At 46.1% G+C, this 18835-nt stretch carries 6 protein-coding genes, 1 pseudogene and 1 riboswitch; all 7 genes and pseudogenes read right to left on the bottom strand.

Annotation, left to right across the window (positions count from 1 at the left end; genetic code table 11):
- Positions 1-47 precede the first annotated feature (47 nt).
- Positions 48-8684 (bottom strand): immunoglobulin-like domain-containing protein, encoded by an 8637-nt coding sequence (locus tag AC6ESP_RS15185; RefSeq protein ID WP_497097567.1) that lies wholly within the window; start codon positions 8682-8684, stop codon positions 48-50.
- Between the two features lie 407 nt (positions 8685-9091).
- Positions 9092-10456 (bottom strand): glycosyltransferase family 2 protein, encoded by a 1365-nt coding sequence (locus tag AC6ESP_RS15180; protein WP_497097566.1) that lies wholly within the window; start codon positions 10454-10456, stop codon positions 9092-9094.
- A gap of 79 nt (positions 10457-10535) precedes the next feature.
- Positions 10536-11579 (bottom strand): HEAT repeat domain-containing protein, encoded by a 1044-nt coding sequence (locus tag AC6ESP_RS15175; RefSeq protein ID WP_497097565.1) that lies wholly within the window; start codon positions 11577-11579, stop codon positions 10536-10538.
- A 30-nt stretch (positions 11580-11609) separates the two neighbouring features.
- On the bottom strand, positions 11610-14708 hold the full coding sequence (locus tag AC6ESP_RS15170) for a hypothetical protein (protein ID WP_497097564.1): 3099 nt from the start codon (positions 14706-14708) through the stop codon (positions 11610-11612).
- A 13-nt stretch (positions 14709-14721) separates the two neighbouring features.
- Complete coding sequence (locus AC6ESP_RS15165; protein WP_497097563.1) at positions 14722-16911, bottom strand: family 2 glycosyl transferase; 2190 nt, start codon at positions 16909-16911, stop codon at positions 14722-14724.
- A gap of 156 nt (positions 16912-17067) precedes the next feature.
- Positions 17068-17964 carry an amidase gene (locus AC6ESP_RS15160; RefSeq protein ID WP_497097562.1) on the bottom strand — a complete coding sequence of 299 codons (897 nt, stop codon included), beginning with the start codon at positions 17962-17964 and terminating at the stop codon, positions 17068-17070.
- A 120-nt stretch (positions 17965-18084) separates the two neighbouring features.
- Positions 18085-18169, bottom strand: a riboswitch (cyclic di-GMP riboswitch).
- Between the two features lie 133 nt (positions 18170-18302).
- A pseudogene (locus AC6ESP_RS15155) lies at positions 18303-18502 on the bottom strand (iron chelate uptake ABC transporter family permease subunit); the annotation flags it as partial.
- Positions 18503-18835 lie beyond the last annotated feature (333 nt).

Here is an 18835-nt window from a genome sequence, read left to right as displayed (position 1 = left end):
GAAGCTGGCGGGAGCCGTTTACCTACTATGTGCCAGCATGCTGGCTATTACAGTCCGAGCAGCTTGTAAATAACCGTTGCTGCTTGAGCTCTTGTTGCTTGCTCCTGAGGCTTGTAGCTGCCATCATTGAAGCCGTTGATTAGACCGGCTTGCTGCATGTCGCTGACTGCCTTCTGCGCATAAGCTGCAATAGCCTGTTGATCCTTGAACGCAGTAGCTTCGTTGAGTATCAAGCCATCCAGCAATCCTGTCAGTTCTGCCACCCGAGATAGCATAACCGCCATTTCCTCACGAGTAATCGTGTCGTTGACGCCGAAGCTTCCATCTGCTCTGCCCTTAATAATACCGAGCTGCTGTGCGGATGCTACCGCTGCATAATACCATGCACCTTGCTTGGCATCTGTCAGAGTACTTGTTGCTTGATCATCGATCATGCCGAGTGCTCCAAGCAGCAATTGCGCGAATTCCGCACGCGTCACAGCACGGTTGGGATTAAATGCACCATTGCCCGTTCCACTTACAATTTCTCTTGCCGCTAACGTCTCAATCGTTATTTGTGCCCATGCTGCTTCATTCAAATCAGTGAATTGAACGTTGTTGTAGGCTGCCGCATAACGGCTGAAATGTGCAGGCTGGAAGCTGATTAGACCTGTTGCCTCATCGTATTTCACATTGCGGACGATTTCCAGCTTGCCATCGTCGCCTACATAGTAGATAACGATTTGATGCGCTTGTTCACCTGGCTTCAGCGTATAGTTCATTTCAACCGTGATCGACTGCGTATCACCGAAGGTGCTGACGGTTGTACCATCTACACTCAGGCTGAAATCATATACAGGGTGATCGCCAAGCTGCTCTCTTACGCTCTCCTGCAGAGCGTAGGCTGACACTTCCTTCATCTCAAGCACCAATTGCTTAGAGCCTTCAGTCAGAATGCCCGCTTCTGGTGTCACATCAATCGTGACTGTCACATTGCCCGACTGCACAACTACTCGCTCTACCGCCTGCGAAGAGCCTGTCACATTCTGAACAGGAATTGTTGCCTTGGCTCCTGTAGCCGAACCTGCACCCGAAGGCTCTAGCTGAATGCTCACCGAGCCTAATTTAGCTGCCTTAACCGCTGTGGCTATATCGCTTGCAGACAACTGCGCTTGCAATATGCCATTGCTATCAGCCGGAGTTTGTACGATGATGCCGCTGTCTCCAGGCTTCACCGTTGTCGTGCTGCCTGTCACTGGCGGTGTTGTCGGATTAGGATCAACCGGTGTAACAGGAGCAGCTTTGGTCTTCGCTTGCAACGAAGCCGATTCCTCGGTTTCACCTGTTTCAAGAATAGCCGTTACTTTGTAATAGTAGGTCTTATTCGCACTTAATCCTCTGTCAGTGAATCTTGCTGCAGTAATGGCTTCTGCCGTCAATAGCGTATACTCACCATCAACCGCTACTGCGCGATACACATTATAGCCAATAGCACCAGCTGCCTCGTTCCAACTGATTGTAATGCTTGATGTTGTTGCTGAACTAGCAAGCAATCCTGTTGGCCCATTACCCGGTTCTTCAGGGTTAACCTCGCCGTCCTCTTGCAGCGTCTTCACAGGAAGCGCAGTCGACCCAGCAGATTCACCCTCCGTACTAATGGCTGTCACTGTGTAGTAGTACGTCGTATCAGCCGCTAACCCGCTATCCGTGTAACCTGCTGTAGTCAATGCTTCAGCTGTTACCAAGGTGTAAGGACCCTCAACCGTGTCTGCACGATAGACGTTGTACCCAACTGTGTTATCTGCCTCAGTCCAAGTCAACGATATACTTGTAGAAGTAACTTCTCTTATCGACAGTCCTGTTGGCACAACCGGTACTTCAGGTGTGACAACGGCCTCTGTCGTTGTTGCTTCTGCTTCTGCAGATAGCTCCGTTTCGTTCAAACCTTCTACTGCACTTACTTTGTAGTAATAAGTCGTCTCCGATGCTAGACCAGTATCTGTGTAACTAGCCTGAGCAATCGGTTGTGCAGTAGCGGCCTCATACGGACCATCTGCCGCTAGTGCCCGGTATACAAGGTAGCCCGTTGCCCCATCAACGGATATCCATGATAGGGATACGCTTGTTGCACTTGTTTCGTTAACCTTCAGGTCCGTCGGAACTGTCAGCGGCAGCGGCAATGTTCTTGCCTCCACAGCAGTCGACAGCTCGGATTCACCCTTCGGATTAACAGCGGTTACTTTGTAGTAATACGTCGTATTTGCTGCAAGGCTGCTATCTGTGTAGCTTGCTGAGCCCAGCACCTCAGCGTTCACCAGCACATACTGGCCATCTGCCGATGCAGCACGGTATACGTTGTACCCTTCAGCTGCTTCTACAGCCGTCCATGACAGAGCAATGCTCGATAGCGTTGCTTCAGCTACAGCCAGCTCAGCAGGAATGGCTGGCGGATCTGCCAGTGTCTTCACCATCAGTGCGTCCGAAGGTGCCGACTCCTGCCCATTCACCCACGCCGTTACCTTATAATAGTAGGTTTTGTTTATTTCCAATTCACTATCTTCATACCCTGTCGCTGTTAATGCTTCTGCTTGAAGCGCCATGAATTCACCTTCCAGCGACTCCCCGCGGTATACCGTATAGCCCGTCGCATTAGCAATAGCTGTCCATGACAGCTTCACGCTTGTCATTGTTGCTTCATCCACCTTCAAACCAATGATTGTCTCCACTACAAGTGTAGAGGACATCATCGATTCTGCCGTGTAATGAACAGCCGTCACTTTATAATAATATTTCGTCAGGGGAGCTGCGCTGATATCCGTATAGCTCGCTTCCGTGATCGGATTCACGTTCACTTTGACATAGCTGCCGTTCGCAGATGCTGCGCGATAGACGTTATAGCCAATCGCATGCTCAGTCTCTGTCCAAGACAATGCAGCAGACCCATCCGCGGCTGCGACTCTCAGACCTGTCGGTGCCGCCTTCGCCTCTGCCAAGGTCAAGCCAAATACTTTCACCTCGCCAAGCTGCGGTGTATACCAGTTGCCCGGGTTGTTGTGCAGCACGAAGTTCAGCATTTGCACTCTTACGTATCTTGCATTGCCGCTCAATCTGTCGGACGTGAAGCCATAAATCTTGTTAGTGTCTGTCCGATCAAGCACGGTGGTGAAGTTAACGCCGTCTGTGCTCGTCTCCACCTTATATTGCGGATAGCCTTCCGATCCATTATGCAAATACCAGGACAGCTGTATATTCGTCAAACTGTACACATCACCAAGGTCAACCTGCCACCATGATGGCCATGTGCTGCTCGTACCAACCCAGCTTGTCGTATAATTCCCATCATTGGCATACGTAGCCGGGCTGTTCTCCAGCTCGTTCTTCGCAATTGCCGGCTTGCCAAGAGACAGCAGACGGCCATTCTGCTCGGGAACGACTACACCTGTGGCGCTGCTGTACATAATGCTGTCGTAATACTCATATTTGGCATAGCCATTGCCTAGCGTAACCGGCAGCCAGCGCTGAGCGGACTCGCCTGCATTTCTTACCCATCTATTCGCCATGTTCAGGAAACTGGTCACTTCTGCTCCTTGAAGCCGTACGACACCGCCAGATTGAGCAGAGAAGGTTGAATTATTGCCGATTCTGCGCAGCTCTGACCATGGGCCTTCCAGCGAGGTAGCGGATGCGTACATCCCTTTGCTTGGGTACCAGCCTGCCGCTTCAGAGGTGAATAAGTAATAGTAGCCATCCTTCTTAATTAATGAAGGCGCCTCTCTATGCTTGCCCTCGAAGACCTTCGTTACGACTCTCTCAACCGTCAGATAATCGTCGGATAGCTCGTAGATGAACATATCCGCATTCGAATTACCTGCGGAGGCAATGTAGCCAGTGCCATCGTCATCCTTGAAGAAAGTAATATCCCTTGAGTCATTGCCACCTGGGCTCAGGCTGCCGTGGAACGTCAGCTGTCCGCCAAGCTCACCAGAAATTACCGCCGCTCTGCCAAGCGTATAGTCCTTGTTGTTCTCGTAATGAAGCCAGATGACAACCTTGCCATCTTTATTAATCGTGAAGTTCATGGCCTCGAACTTACTTGCCGCGAGCTCGGCATGATCATCACGCGACAAGACGACACCTAGATCCTCCCAGACTTTCTCATCGTCAGATGTATACAACCTAAGCTCCTTGAAGCCATTATCGGAGACGTACTGATAATGATAGTAAGTGCCATCCGGCCCCTTCAAGGTTGCCCTTGGTACGTTGTTGCCAGCATCATCCTTCCAGAACATCTCTTTCGTATTGTCATACCTGAAGAGACTATCCCAATCTACCGATGTCCTCGCACTAGCAGAATCCGAGAACTCTGAGCTTCCGCCAGCATGGGAAGCTTTTATTTTGTAATAATACGTTGTGTCCGCTGCAAGACCATAGTCTTCGTACGCCAGCGCTCTGCCGTTGTATATTTCCTCATACTCGCCATCCACGCTCTCAGAACGGTACAGCTTGTAAGAAGAAGCTGTTGCTACAGCATTCCAATCCAGGCTGATTGCTGTCAGCTCTGATGCAGGGGATGTCTTCACAGCCTGTGCGAGCAGCCCCTTCGGCGCATCAATCTGCATATCCGAGGAATAAATCTTCACCTCATGAACGCCCTTGTACCAGGTTACTGGATTACCTGCATTGTTCGTATGGCCATACTCACCGAGGATTGTCAGCCTCACATAGCGATACTTCCCTGTCAGCTTATCGCTGGTGAACGAGGTTGTACGGTTCTGGCTTTGGTCCACGATAAGCGTGTAATCCACATCATTGTTGCTGCCTTCGATTTTATACGTATAATACACCTCAGAGCCATTCCATTCTCTCCAGCTTGTATCGATACGGCTGAGGTCATACTCCCGCTCCAGATCAACTCTCCATGTCACCGGATAAGCAACACTACCCGGATCATAGAAGTTATCGTTGCCTCCGTCACCTGTAGAATCATGGAAATAAATGCCGTCATTAGCCATCGTCGCCGGATTGCTGGCAGACTGCGCACTTGCCACAGCTGGCTTGCCTTGCGATACCAACAGATCAGTCGAGGTTGCAAAATGCCCCGTCACTGCATCCAAATCCCAATCACCTGCATAAGTAAGCTTGGCAATGCCATTGTTCAGCTCGAGCGGCAGCCAGATGTATTGGGAATTTCTTAAAGCGGTTGGATTCCAACGATCGCCTACATATACGTAGGAAGTTGTGTCAGAGCCGTATACACTAAGTATAAAAGCGGATTGCGTGTAGTACGTCGCTGGATCTCCAAAAGGCTTAAGCTCGGACCAAGCATTCTTATCCGTCAAGGATTTCGTCGAAGCATAGTAGCCTTGATTCGGATACCAGCCAGACAGCCCGGACGTGAACATGTAGTAGATGCCGTCCTTCTTCACAATCGCCGGCGACTCTCTCTTGCCGCCCGGGAACAGCGTATACAGCAATTGCTCGGTATACAGATAATCATCCGTCAGCTTGAATACGTTCATATCCGCATTATTATTAGAGGAAGCGAATAGATAGGCGCTGCCGTCATCATCTTGGAATACTGTGAAGTCGCGGGACTGCATACCACCAGGCTGGAACCGGTTCACATAGGTGTAGTCGCCATCAACGGTATCAGATACCGCCACTACGACATTCGCTTGGTTGTAGTTACCCGCTTCCTCCCAATGTCCCCATAACACATATTGCTTAGTTGTCTCATTATAAATGACCTTCGGACGTTCAATCTTCGCCGAAGCAAGCTCTGGATGGGAAGCTGTCGTAAGCACCGTGTTGCGGAACTCCCACTTCTTCAGATCCTTGGATGCATAGACTGCAACACCCTTCAATACTGCTGAATTGTGCCCCTTGTCTTCTCCGAACCAATAGTAGGTATCGCCGACTTTGATGATATAACCGCCGTGGGCTTGAATCATGCCGCCCTCATCGTCGATCCAATATTCCCCGTTACGAATCATATCGGACTTGCCGGTGTTATCCTGTACGATGATATCCGCCTTAATGACTGTTGATGTACCTGTCAATGTACCTTGCGCCTTGAATGTTCCCGTATTCGCATAGGCGGAAGGATCAAGCGTATCCCATGTTACAGGGACGGTTGTATACAGATTGTTCGTATAATCAATCTTGACCAGATCCTGAAGGCGCGGCTGGATGCCCTTCTCGGTATATATAGTCAATACCGGATCAAGCGTTCTCGGCGTCGACAAGCCATGAACCAGTCGGCTCCAATCGGCTTCGTTGATACGCTTGAAGCTTCCTGCGAGTGCTCCTGAAGGAAGTGTGAAGGAGCTTGCAGCTTCCTGCGTCCATGCGCCAGCTTGATCCGCCCCGGAAGCAAGCGTCCATGTATTGTTCGCATACATGTACTTCAGCCATTTATCCTCGGACAACAGCTTGAATGTATTCGATCCTTCAATATCCGTTACATAAGCAGGGTTAGTGCCAAGCTCCGTCCAGCTTCGGCCATTGCGGCTGACCGCATAATGAAGTGTCTCTACGTTGCTTACCAGCTTCTTGTACGCGAACAGGTAGGCGCTGTCCGCATCCTGAGCGAGAATGGTAACATCGAATGTCCGTGTATCAACGACATTGCCCCGCTTGATCGTTGCCGTCAGCCTGACGGTCAAATCATCAGCACCGATCGCCGGTCTGCTGACCATGCCATCTGGTCTGAGGTTAACCGCATGATCAGACTCCCACGTAATCACACTACGGTTAGCCCCTATGCTAGGAAGCGCCAGCTTCGCAGTGGCCCCATCCGCGTGAGGGACGACGAGAGCCGCTTTGTCTACCGCAACCGCTGCTTCATCCGACAGCTCTGCGAGCACCGTAATCTGGAACTCCTTGGTATCAGCGACATTGCCGCGTTTAATCGTTGCTGTAAGTGTAACCTCTTCATCTGGCTCCCCATAAGCCGGACGAGCTACTGTGCCTGTTGCATTCACAACGGCAGGCTTATTCGATTCCCATACAATAGATGCACCGCTCGTTCCCTTAGCGGGAAGTATTAGGTTCGTCATCACCTTGGACAAGTCTCCGGCAATTGTCAGAGCTGCTTTGTCCGCTGCTACCTTGCTCTGATCCTCTGGATAGGTGAAGAGCGCAACCTCAGCTGGTCCGAGCGCACGGTTAAAGATATAGAAGTCGTCAATTTTACCGTCAAAATACGGGTCAGCACTGAACATAGAGCGTCCGATATAGTTCAGTGTCGTGCTGCCCAAATCCTTCGGTTTGATCGTCATGCTGTTGCTGCGCGCAACCTCAACGCCATCTACATACAGCACGCCTGTACTGCCCGACAAGGTCATAGCATAATGAATCCAGCGATCCGTTGCCTGCTGAGCAGGACTAATACCCACGATCTGCTCGCTGCCGCCGTTCTTCACAACAAATCGGGATTCTCCTCCGCCCGTTGCGGGTGTGAAGAAGATGTAATTGTTCGTGCCAAGTCCTATGTCAAAAATACGGGTCCACTGCTTCAACGTATCCTGCTTAGCCCAGAAGGCAAAGCTGACCTCGTTCAAATCCTTCAGTACCCCAGCCGGTAATGTCACATGACCATTCGTACCGTTAAGATCGACAGCTGAGCCTGCATTGCCCAGACGATCCGTTGTCCAAGAGGCACCCGTTGTCAGCGTCGCCTTCGTCTGATTCGCACTTGCCCCTGCAGGTGCAGCCTGCGTACCTGTTCCCTCATTGAACAGATAGGCGGACACGATACCCGGCAGCAATTCCGGCTTTTCTGGCAGCACCAGTACCGTCTTCACAGGAAGCACGGAAGAGGTGACCTCGTATTTATTGACCTCTGCTGCAACCTGATAATAATAGGTCACGCCAGACGCCAGATTCGTATCATGGAAGGTTTTGTCTGTACCATAATACACGGGAGCAAACCCAGAAGCTGCATCCGTTGAGCGATAGACGCGATAGGACGCTCCTTCTACTGCATTTTCCCAGCTAATAGTAGCCTCCGATGAAGTTATATCCTGTGCCTGTAGAGCGGTTGGCGCTTCAGGCTTAGGACTTGGAATGCTGTAGACCAACACATTATCCAGTCCAGCAGCTTCCCATCTTGAGCGGAATCCAGGCTTGCCTGTGCTTAATGCAGCATCTTTCACTTCATATATAAAGCTATCGTTCAAATAAACCTTGATTGTATCTCCTTCAACCACTGCTCTAAGCTTCAGCCACTGAGCCGTGCTTACAGGATAATTGATTTCCTTAAGCGTAGTTCCTACTCCGGCCACCTTCTTGGAGAGAACGATTTTCTTCTCTTTAGGCTGCGGCTGTAATAAGAAATAGTTGTTCACATCTGTATAGCGAAGCAGAAGACCTGGATACGACCCTCCGCCCACTGGTTGTATGCTTGCTTCATAGATATAGTTACTTCCTACATCAGCAGCAACTGATGCAATTGCCTCATCACCAACTGTTACACTTAGCATTTTATTCCCAGTAATGACTGTATCATTAGCAACACTAAAGAAATTGCTGTTATTAAGCGTCCAGCCTTCCAGATTGCCATCTTGAAAATCATCCTCGAATAGCACCCCGCTCGATGAAATCTCCGGCTCTGCGGCAAATGCCGAGTAAGCAGGGACCATTGCGCTTGGCCATACAATCATGATTGCAAGCAATAGCTTAGATAATGCAGAGATTGATTTCATGTCTTCTAATCCCCCTATTAATAATTAATTAAAGCGCTTTCATTTTCTCCTAGCCGGTTATACCCAGTCACCATTTGGAGTGTATCCAGCAATAGCAATAACATCAGAATGAGCAACAGCTAAGTAATGATCCCTTGCGTAATATGGTTCTCCAAGCTTCCTGAGCATATGGATGTTATCCCCCTTCGCACCAATATCTGTTCCCTCAGCGATTTAATTGTATCCTTGTCCGTAGTGAAGAAGTAGAATACGAATGCAAGCTTAGTGAAGAAATAAGTACAAACACTCATGAACCATTCAAACTTTAGTGAAAAATGTGTACTTTTGGGCAACATTCGAGAAATGAGGCATATATCAAAAAAAATCTCCTCCCTATTACTCTAGGAAAGAGATTTACATTTAGTCATTTATTCATTAGATACGAATTTCTTGCGCTGAATCGATCCCCATGAATGCCGTCCTTTTCTAAACTTCAGAATTCCTTCAATACGATATAGAATCGTTAGCTGGCGATAGCCTAAGTTCTCAAGCATGGAGAATAGTACTAATCGCATAATATCCCAGAAAGATGTGAACTTGCGGAATGAGAACTGTTCCAACAATAAGCTCCCCAAGGACAACGTCGTACCGAGTAAAAAGGCTATAATGAAGTAAATGATAAAGCTCTGGAACTCTAGCAAGCCGAATAGGTAAGCCAATGGAATGAAAATATAGCCTAGGAATTCAACAATGGGTCCGAATAATTCGAAAAACCAGTAATAAGGCAGAGTTACCATGCCAACGGAGCCATATTTGGGGTTGAACAGCATCTTCTTGTACGCAACTAGATTATCCAGCAACCCAATCTGCCAGCGTCTGCGTTGAACTCTCAGATCCTTAAGTGATTCCGGAGCCTGCGTCCAGCATATCGGATCGGCCATGAACTTGATCTTGTATTTTTTCTTCTCTCTCCTCATTTTTTCATGAAGCTTGATAATGATATCCATATCCTCACCAATGGTGTTTACTTTGTATCCCCCGCACTCAATCACTACGCTTTTGTTAAACGCGCCGAATGCTCCAGAAATAATAAGGACAGAGTTCAGTCGGCTTAAGCTGGTACGTCCCGTTAGGAATGCCCGCAAATATTCCACAATTTGAAAGGTTGCTACCCGGCTTGCTGGAAGCTTCATATTAATCAATTTGCCGTCCTTTATATCAGAGCCATTCGCAATTCTAACGATTCCGCCTACTGCAATAGTTTCAGGGTCCTCAACAAACATCATAGTAAGCTTAATCAACGATTCATTCTCCAGTATGGAGTCCGCATCAATGCACGCAAAGATTGGGTATGACGATACATTGATTCCAGCATTGAGGGCATCTGCCTTACCCCCGTTGATTTTATCGACCAATATAAGACGCTCATATTTAGGGTTCCGATAAATACCATCGATCTCGTTGGTCGGCAGGCTTTTCTTAACCGGCTGAATGACTTTAGTTAATTCAAAATCTCTGATGATGCGTTCGCGGGTTGAATCCGTTGAGCCATCATTCACAATGATAATCTCGTATTCATAATAATCCAACGCCAGCAGAGATTTAATATTATCAACGATGGTCTGTTCTTCATTATAAGCAGGGACAATAATAGAGATAGGAATCATATTTTTAGAATCAATATATCTTTTGTAATCGGAAAATTTCATTTTTTTCAGATATTTGAACAAATCGAGAGCCGATAACAGCATTTGACCATTGTAGAATAGATTGATGGCAATCGTGTACACCATACAGAAACCACTGAAATATAAAATAAACTGCCAAAATATATACATGAAAATACCAACTCTCTAGAATAATTCGAATAGGCTAAGACGTCACTTGCAAAGCACCTGAGATTGCTTCTCTTGCGTATTTGTCATCACCGTTAATGATTATATCCGCGTATTCTCTTCCGCCAGGAATAGAAATTAAGGTACTAGCTGAATTTTGCCTTACCCACCATTCACTATCGTTAACTGTTCTCCCAAGTGCAGCAAAGCTCTTAGACGTTCCTAGCTTCTCCAGGCTTTTGGCTGCTGCTGCCCGAACCTCCCAGTCTTTATCCTCAAGCATAGCAATCACATAGGGCTCGTTCGCAGCATCCTTCAAGTCAGAAATCGCTCTAACACAAGCAATTCTCAAATTTTTATTGTCACTGGTCGAATACTTCACGAAGCAGTCAATTAATCCCCTGCAATCATTATCCGAGCTTGCTTTGATTAAGATTCCTTTCATATAATCATCGCTCAGCTCTATGGTTTCTTTAATTAATTCTTCCTTGGAACCATTAAACGTATTAATCACTTCAACAACAGCTCTGAATGAAAGATTAATATTACCGGAGTCCGCAGTCAAACTCGTTGATAACCCCTTCAGATCTCCCAGCTTGGCAAGGGCTAGCAGCTGATTATAAATAACATCATTATTGCTGCTATTAACCAGCTTGTACATACTCTCAGTCATAGAGTCTATCCCTAAGTCGCCAATATACCGACAGGCAAGCGCTTGTTTATTGGAGCTGTTGGATGTCAGCATCTTCATTAAGTATGATAGAACTTCAGTCTGCTCCAATATATGAATCATTCGACTATGATTGTTCTTATAAAAGGCTTCATCATATGCAATCATGATTTTGATGAGCAGCTCTTTTCTAGCAATGCTCTTTTTCACATAATCCCGCAGCCCTTGTATACGGATCTTCCGCTCTTCGTCTTGCTCTAATAATAAGGAGAGCTTCTCTTCCAATATTCGAGTCGACTTCTGCACTTTCATTTGGTTCAAATAAGAAAACATCCAAGAACATACAATAGCAACAAAAAAAGTGATTGTTAATCCAAGCGAAATCCACAGCAATAACCATGCACTATCCATAATGCGTCCCCCTCCTATCCATTGTCTGCATTATTCGGCAAAAGCGGTCTTTATGATGTCATAACTCGATTTCAACCGCTGCTTATAGCTTGGTGTATCCCAGGTATTCCACGTAAAGATTTTGTATCCTGACGAAGTAATGCTCTCTGGGAAGGAATAATTTATGTGTTCGGTTGTTTTGTTCATGATCATCAAGGATACAGCAATACCATCAGTCATTCTGACTGTAAGGGCATCCTTCTTCGTTAGTTTCCCCTTGTTCTGATCATCATTGATTACGAGAAGGCTGGATGGATCTGAGAAGTTCAATCTTGCCCATGGAATTCTTATGTTCAACTGATTATCGTCCACATAAAAGTGGCTTGAGCTGTTCTCAAAAGACCCCGCCGTTAAGGTTGATGCATCCTCATACACCGCATCTACCTTTTTGCCTGCTTGTGTAACATAAGCCGGTGAGATTTCCTTCTTCATTCTCTCGAATAGACCCTTGGTTGACACTGCAGTATAGTAGGACCCTTCGGCTGCATTGTAGCTTGGAATGACCAGCAATTCTGCTTGGTCCGGACTATCGAGCCGAATATTGAACTCTACCCCTGACCATGTCTCAGCCAGATTAGAAGCAAGCTTATATTCTCCGTTCCTACGATCAATCGTATCAAGGTAAATCATTAAGCTTTCTTTATTAAAATCAGGCAGTTTGCTGAAATCTGCTCTCATGTACAGATAAGATTCATCCGCAGCCAGAGCTAGCGTATCCAAGGGCTCGGTCCCCCGCATATTAACCGAATACGTGGTAGGAACTGCTGACTCCATCGCCATAATGCCATAGTGCTGTGCAGAATCGACCATGTTATGCCATAGAACCCCACGGTTATACGGAATCATGAAGTCCGCGCTGGATTCACTGCTTTTCCCCCACTCATCAGACCATTCATAGATTAGACCACCCATAGCGCCGCTATCCTTAATATGAGCAAGCAAGGTGAAAATCCCCTTACCCTGCTCTTCTTCGCTCCAGCCATTGCTCGTTGGAAGACCAAATTCACTAATTAATACGGGGTATTTGTTCTGAGCCTTCACATAGGCATTCAAATATTCCTTGAATCCTGTGAAGGAGGATAAGTGTCCCGTCGTACTGCCTTCCGCAAACCCTAGTTGATTAGGGAAAATACGATGGGCCACGAACAGCCCGCTTGTTACTTTATTACTCACATCAATATGACCCAGCGTAACAGTCGCGCTGGCCTTATCAGCTGCTGAACCGTACAGATTATGATACAAGCTTTCCACCTCTGGATGGCTAACCACGCCAGTCGGGTGCTGAATATTATAGTTGACCTGCTCGTACAGATAGACGTTATCCACCACAGATGCAAGCCATGCTTCGGTTGGTGTAGCGTTAGCACCAGCAGATGCATATTCGCCTGTGTACCCACTGGAAGCCGCTGCATCCGTTGCTGCAACAGATACTGAACGGAGTCCCGGATCTACTAAGTATCCCAGCACATAGCCTGAGACATCACTCTTGTACGTATCCTGATTCTGCCCATCAGTGATCGTCGCTTGGCCATGAATGGCATCAATTGTATGCTTAATGGCTTCCTGATAAGACCGATTATAGTCACTATCCCAATAGTTATCTGCCAGCGGGGTCTGAGCAGTCGATATATTCTGTAAGAGATATAGTGCTCTATCAGGATGATTGAAATTATAGACATCAAGGGCACGGTAGAATTCAGAAGGCATCAACGTATAAACCCTAATGGTATTGGCGTTCATCTCTGCAATTTTCTCGAACCAATCCTTATAAAAGGCTGGGTCATCAGGCAAGCCGCTGTTTACCGTACCGGGAATGGTAGCCCCGATATCAACGCCTTTGACATACAGCTTATTCCACGAGCCATTTCTGTACACCGAGAACTGCCCATCCGTTATCTTGGACACGAGCTGTTTCCCGTCGCTTAACCTCTCCGTCTCCCCTGTATAAGATAAGCTCTGGTCTAACGGCTTCAGATCTCGCAATAGGGTAGACATAAAGGGCATATAGAAATTCCAGTAAAAGTATGATAAATCACCCTCATTATCGATACTGAAATAACGATACAAAGCGGCTGCTCCCAAGAACTGTTTGATTTTGTCCGGCGCTCGGTAATCCGTGAAATCACCAGCCATATAATAGGAGCTCTTCCCATTCGCTTGATTAGCAATTATGGCAGGGAGCTTCTGGCTGAGGCCGAATGGCTTTAGCTGATCCTCTCCCTCTTTCGTTAGATTCAAGTTGTACCAAGCAATTACCGAATCCTGATTCGTTGGCTCCACAATTTCAAACCAGTTATAATAGTCAATCTCCTTCGTATTATAGACATCCGTATTCTCTTCCGTCATACTCACTTGGAGTGTTCGTCCAGTAAAACCAATATCACGCTGTAGGACGACAATTCTATTATTGCCAGCTATAACGATACCTCCGCCAGTCATATTCCATTGTCTGCCGTATTGCTGTTCATAGATAGCTCTGATCCAGCTAGGCACATCGGCAGTTGAGGATAGGTCGGAGAAGAATTTGCCCGCTAAGCCCGTGTAATGCAAGCCAAAGATCGATTCCAGCTCCTTCGATACGTTAGCCTTTGTCGGGTCTCCTGCAATGTTGTATTCCCCAATGACAGTTGTCCCCTTCTCATAGCTGGTTGCAATGAACGCAATCTCTTCATCAGTCATACCAGAAATCCCTGCGGCCTCTACCCCATTGATTCTAGAACCTCCGGTGCCATACATATCCGATAAATAGATCAGATCAGGAACAGTTGGCCGTTGCTCAAGCGGTTTATTCTCCAGCCTTCCATCCACCAGAAAGTTACCATAATAATCGCGATGAATATCATATGCTTTTTTAGTCTCCGGCTGCTTAATGCCCATATAACCAAGAAGCCAGAACAGCCCTCTCTGCTTGCTGTAATCCAGCTCACTCCCCTCTCCAGAGGCGTTAGTCTGTATAGGGAAGGTCTTATTAAGCACTACGATATCAAGATATTTGCTGCCTTTACTCTGCCAGAGCACGAAGGGTGCCGCTAGAACGACGAATAACAGGATGAGTATCACGTATCGTACTTTAAGTTTTTTCCAGTTCATTTTATTCCAGACCTCAATTTCTAGACTCTAATTCTAGGAACCCTTTTTGTAAAATATAATACGAGGGCTTCAGCCTCTCATGGAACGTTGGCATCTCCCAATTCTTCCACGTATACCTGTTCATTGGCACCTGCTGCATGTCTTCTTCCTTATTACGATTGTCAATCCGGACAAGCCCAACATGAATGCCCTCAATCTGAAGTGGCGATATTTTCCCGCGAGCATACATGTCATCAATGATTACTTTGTTCGAGGGGTCCATCACATTCAGCAGCTGCCATGGTATTCTTATTTCTAATTGACCATTCTCGTAATAGAAATCACTGAGTGAATTGAAATCCGGACTGTCCGGATTGGCATTGCCATACTCAAGAAGACCCGTTTCATAACCGGTGAATGGAATCTCGATATCCGTATTCGGAATTGTAATCCTTCTACTCAAGGCCAACATAATCGGATTGAATAGACCAGAATTTTTCTTCTGAAATGCTTCATTCTTGTCAATAAACTTATTCTGTACCGCATAACGGAAATAATAATTATCATAATAGGCATCCACTAGCAGACGAGAATCTGCAGACCCATTAATGCTAATGACAAAATCTGCTGGATGACTAAAGGTTGTATCATATTCCGAATATTGCTCATTGCCTTGGCCATCTATACTATCAATTGGTATGAGCAGCTTATCCTTATTGAAGTCAAAATCCGGTGCATCTACTCTTAAATAAACATACGCTTCATCGCTCTTGATATATAAGTTCATTCCATCCTTCGAGTAGAGAGGGGCATCATTCGCCCATTCATCAACCTTCCCATCGACATAGCTGATGTTCTCTGTCTCACCTGGATCAAAGGCCAATAAGCCAAAATGCTGCTCATTGGTCTGAACATTGGACCAATATGGACGGTAATCCGGCAAATCTAGCTCACTGTTATTCCACGTTCGCTTGAACCACTCGTCCTGCCATGAGAAGACCAGCCCTCCCGCAAGATTTGCTGTGTGAATGTCGTTAATCATATGTACCAGCATATCGCCCTGCGTTTTCTCGTCTATAAACCCTTGGTTAAACCCTGTTACTGCGTTCTCATGCGCTTTGCCTCTTGATGCCGGGATACCGAACTCAGATATGACAATCGGCATCGTATGAACCTTCTTGATATCCTCCAGATATGCGAGATATGGGTTAGGCTTACCCTCGGAATCCATGTATGCAATATAATCCGTCTGGAAGCTCATTGAATCTGGATAATAAGGGTAGACGTGATAAGACGCGAACATGCCTGGCTTGAAGGTATCATGCCATTTCACGTGCTCTACATTCACTTCTACTCGATCTTCATTTAAGTAGGGCTCATTAGGATGCTCCAGAGGGTCCGTCGTCACCCAGTTGGAGAATGCCACCGGTCTCTGCATACTGTATTTGTCCATCTCATACGTGATAATCTTATCTCCTACTTCTGCCAGAAAAGCCTCGAATGGAGAAGCATTCTCCGTATATAGGAACTCTCCATCATAATGATTGCGTGCAGTGTTATTCTCATCCGTACCCATAACAAAAGAAGGCTCCCATTCAATGCCTAATATCCAACCCACGACATATTCCGAAATATCGGCTGTATATGTACCGTCTGCGTGACCCTTGCGAACGGGGAGATAGTTGTTACCATGTATGATATCAACGATATCTTTGCCGCTCTGGATAACATCATTCATGATTTTATCTTCACTGCCGAATGCATCATCAATGGTTAGAATATCGTTCTCATTCACCCAAACACCATGGATGACGTAGATAAGCGGCTTGCCTTCTTTTTTGGCTTCTTGATTGAAATCATATAAAGCGTTATAAAATTGTGGTCTCAGCTCCGTATACACCCTGATCGTATTCGCATTCATTGCGGATATATAACCGAACCATCTATAGTACTCCTCATAGGTGATAGCGACCTCTCCTGGAAAAGTCCCCGGTTTACCTGCGCCGATATTCACGCCCTTGATAAACATTTTATTCCACTGGTCACCTTGAAGGACATAGAAGGAAGAAGCATCCGTCTTACTAACATATTTAACTCCGTTCACCTTAGGAACAACGGCCCGCTCCTCCGAGTGGTTCTCTGAGGCTAGTTGTTCATAACCAATGACAATAGCAGTAATTAGTAAAATCATCAACAATAGTATCCATACCTTTTTCCTAGACATCACCCTCAAAATCCCTCCTTTTTACATTTTATAGGTAATTAGAACCGATGTCTATATACCTATGACAAATCTATCGAAAACTATATAAATTTGGAAATAAACTGTAAGATAAAAAAACAACCCCTCCGATGCCTGGGGCTGCTCTCTTCTACTCTCTTATTTCATTCGCATCCAACTATCATAATAGTGAATGGCTATTCCATTAAATTCCGAATGGGTCTTATAGCTGTCATATACAATCTCTAACTGCTGGTCCATATACGCTTTGCTCTCCTCATAGAAGGTTACAAAGTTAGTGGAAGCCGTAAGCCGTCCTGTTTCAACGGCAATCGTGCCTTTTACATTATATTGCTCGAATAGCTTCATTTCCTTAGCAGCAATATTGATGATACCGTTCGTTCCCTCCGCTTTATCCCGGTAGGCCATAATGGTTATCAGCTTCACATGCTGACACAGCCATTCGGCAATATTGCCTGCACCATACTGGTTCGTATAATTCACACCATAGAACCAGAATGGAATATCAATTCCAAATGTAATTTCAAGCTCACTAGAATAGGTTTTGAAATCAAGCATCATGGATTGGTAGGCTTCCAAATAGTTTTCACTGTGATCTTCATAATCTTCATTCTCGTAAGGCTCAACATCCAAATGTATGCCTGCAAACTTTTCATTAACGGCTGCCTTCTTTTGATAGTCTTTCAGCCAGTTAACAAAGGCGGTTTGAAGCTCTGTGCCATCGTCGGCAACCCACTGAGGTGCCCCATCCAATGCATGAACCTTAATTCCATTCGCATTCGCTTTACTAATAAAAGCTTTATAGCTGCTATAAGCAATAGTAGGATCTATCTGCAGCCTTAATTCCTTCACCGAATGGTTGATAAGATCCTTCATTACAGCATTAGGACGAGTAACTATCTCTGAGGTATCCCACAGCCACGTTGATAAATTGGCATTGGTCGTATACTTATAGATTGTTTTCGCTAGTATCACCTCGGGGATCGCTATATAAGTCAAAAGTACGGCGCATAAGGCAATTATGATTTTCTTCATATAAGATGATCCTCCCGTTCATTATTGCGAACATAAAAACACAGTCCGGATTCACCCCGAACTGTGTTCAGATTACGCAATAACAACGAGCATAAATGCCTGTTCCTATCACTATCTTCGTTCGGCAACTGGCTGCCCTAGGTTCTCACCCTTAGGCCCTATAGTTTTGCGTCGCTGCTTTTCGGCAGGTTTGCTATTATCGTGAAGCTATATGGATCTATTACTCATTTCATTGTTATTTTCTATATCATATGAAATAGAAATGGATTTGTCTATATTCTCTTATTTCGAACGGTACAGCAAGTATACGAAGTAAGGGGCGCCAATTAAGGCGACGACGAGAACCCTACACCAGTCAGAACAAGCTTGAACGGTGTGAAGCCTACCTTCCGCTGATAGGAGAATAGATAAATAATAGCCGCCCTAGCAGCCCAGGATCAGCCAGATTATTCCTAGTAATAATCTGTAGAATAGCGCCCGATAGCGCTAGTGCCATTCCTGCTAATAGTGTAATCAGCATGCGCGGCATAGATATGCTCTAAATCGGCCACGACTTCCAGAGTCATGTTACACGCAGACAGATGCTCTGAGCGCTGGCCTAATGATAGCTTTCAGAGCACACGAGCTGGAGGCTACATTGTATTTTGTGCAATCAAAACAGCAGGGATGGTAGTAATAAGTTCTTTAGGTTGTATTTCATACAATCAAATCCGCTGTTTTCGTGTATAACAGTAAATCATAGGAAATTGCATTGTAGTAATGGACCTCTGTCAAGAAAGTGGACAACATCAATCATTTAGCTTCCCCTTTTGTAATACATGGACTCAAACTGAACAGGCGATACGTACCCTAAAGTTCCGTGAATTCGCTT

The organism is Paenibacillus xinjiangensis, assembly GCF_059686975.1.
This window is presented reverse-complemented; position numbering and strand designations above follow the sequence as displayed.

What these genes read in the sequence shown, in the direction of transcription:
- AC6ESP_RS15165 (WP_497097563.1), bottom strand. Translation starts at nt 16,911, where the DNA reads ATGTCTAGGAAAAAGGTATGGATACTATTGTTGATGATTTTACTAATT.
- AC6ESP_RS15185 (WP_497097567.1), bottom strand. Translation starts at nt 8,684, where the DNA reads ATGAAATCAATCTCTGCATTATCTAAGCTATTGCTTGCAATCATGATT.
- AC6ESP_RS15170 (WP_497097564.1), bottom strand. Translation starts at nt 14,708, where the DNA reads ATGAACTGGAAAAAACTTAAAGTACGATACGTGATACTCATCCTGTTA.
- AC6ESP_RS15180 (WP_497097566.1), bottom strand. Translation starts at nt 10,456, where the DNA reads ATGGTGTACACGATTGCCATCAATCTATTCTACAATGGTCAAATGCTG.
- AC6ESP_RS15160 (WP_497097562.1), bottom strand. Translation starts at nt 17,964, where the DNA reads ATGAAGAAAATCATAATTGCCTTATGCGCCGTACTTTTGACTTATATA.
- AC6ESP_RS15175 (WP_497097565.1), bottom strand. Translation starts at nt 11,579, where the DNA reads ATGGATAGTGCATGGTTATTGCTGTGGATTTCGCTTGGATTAACAATC.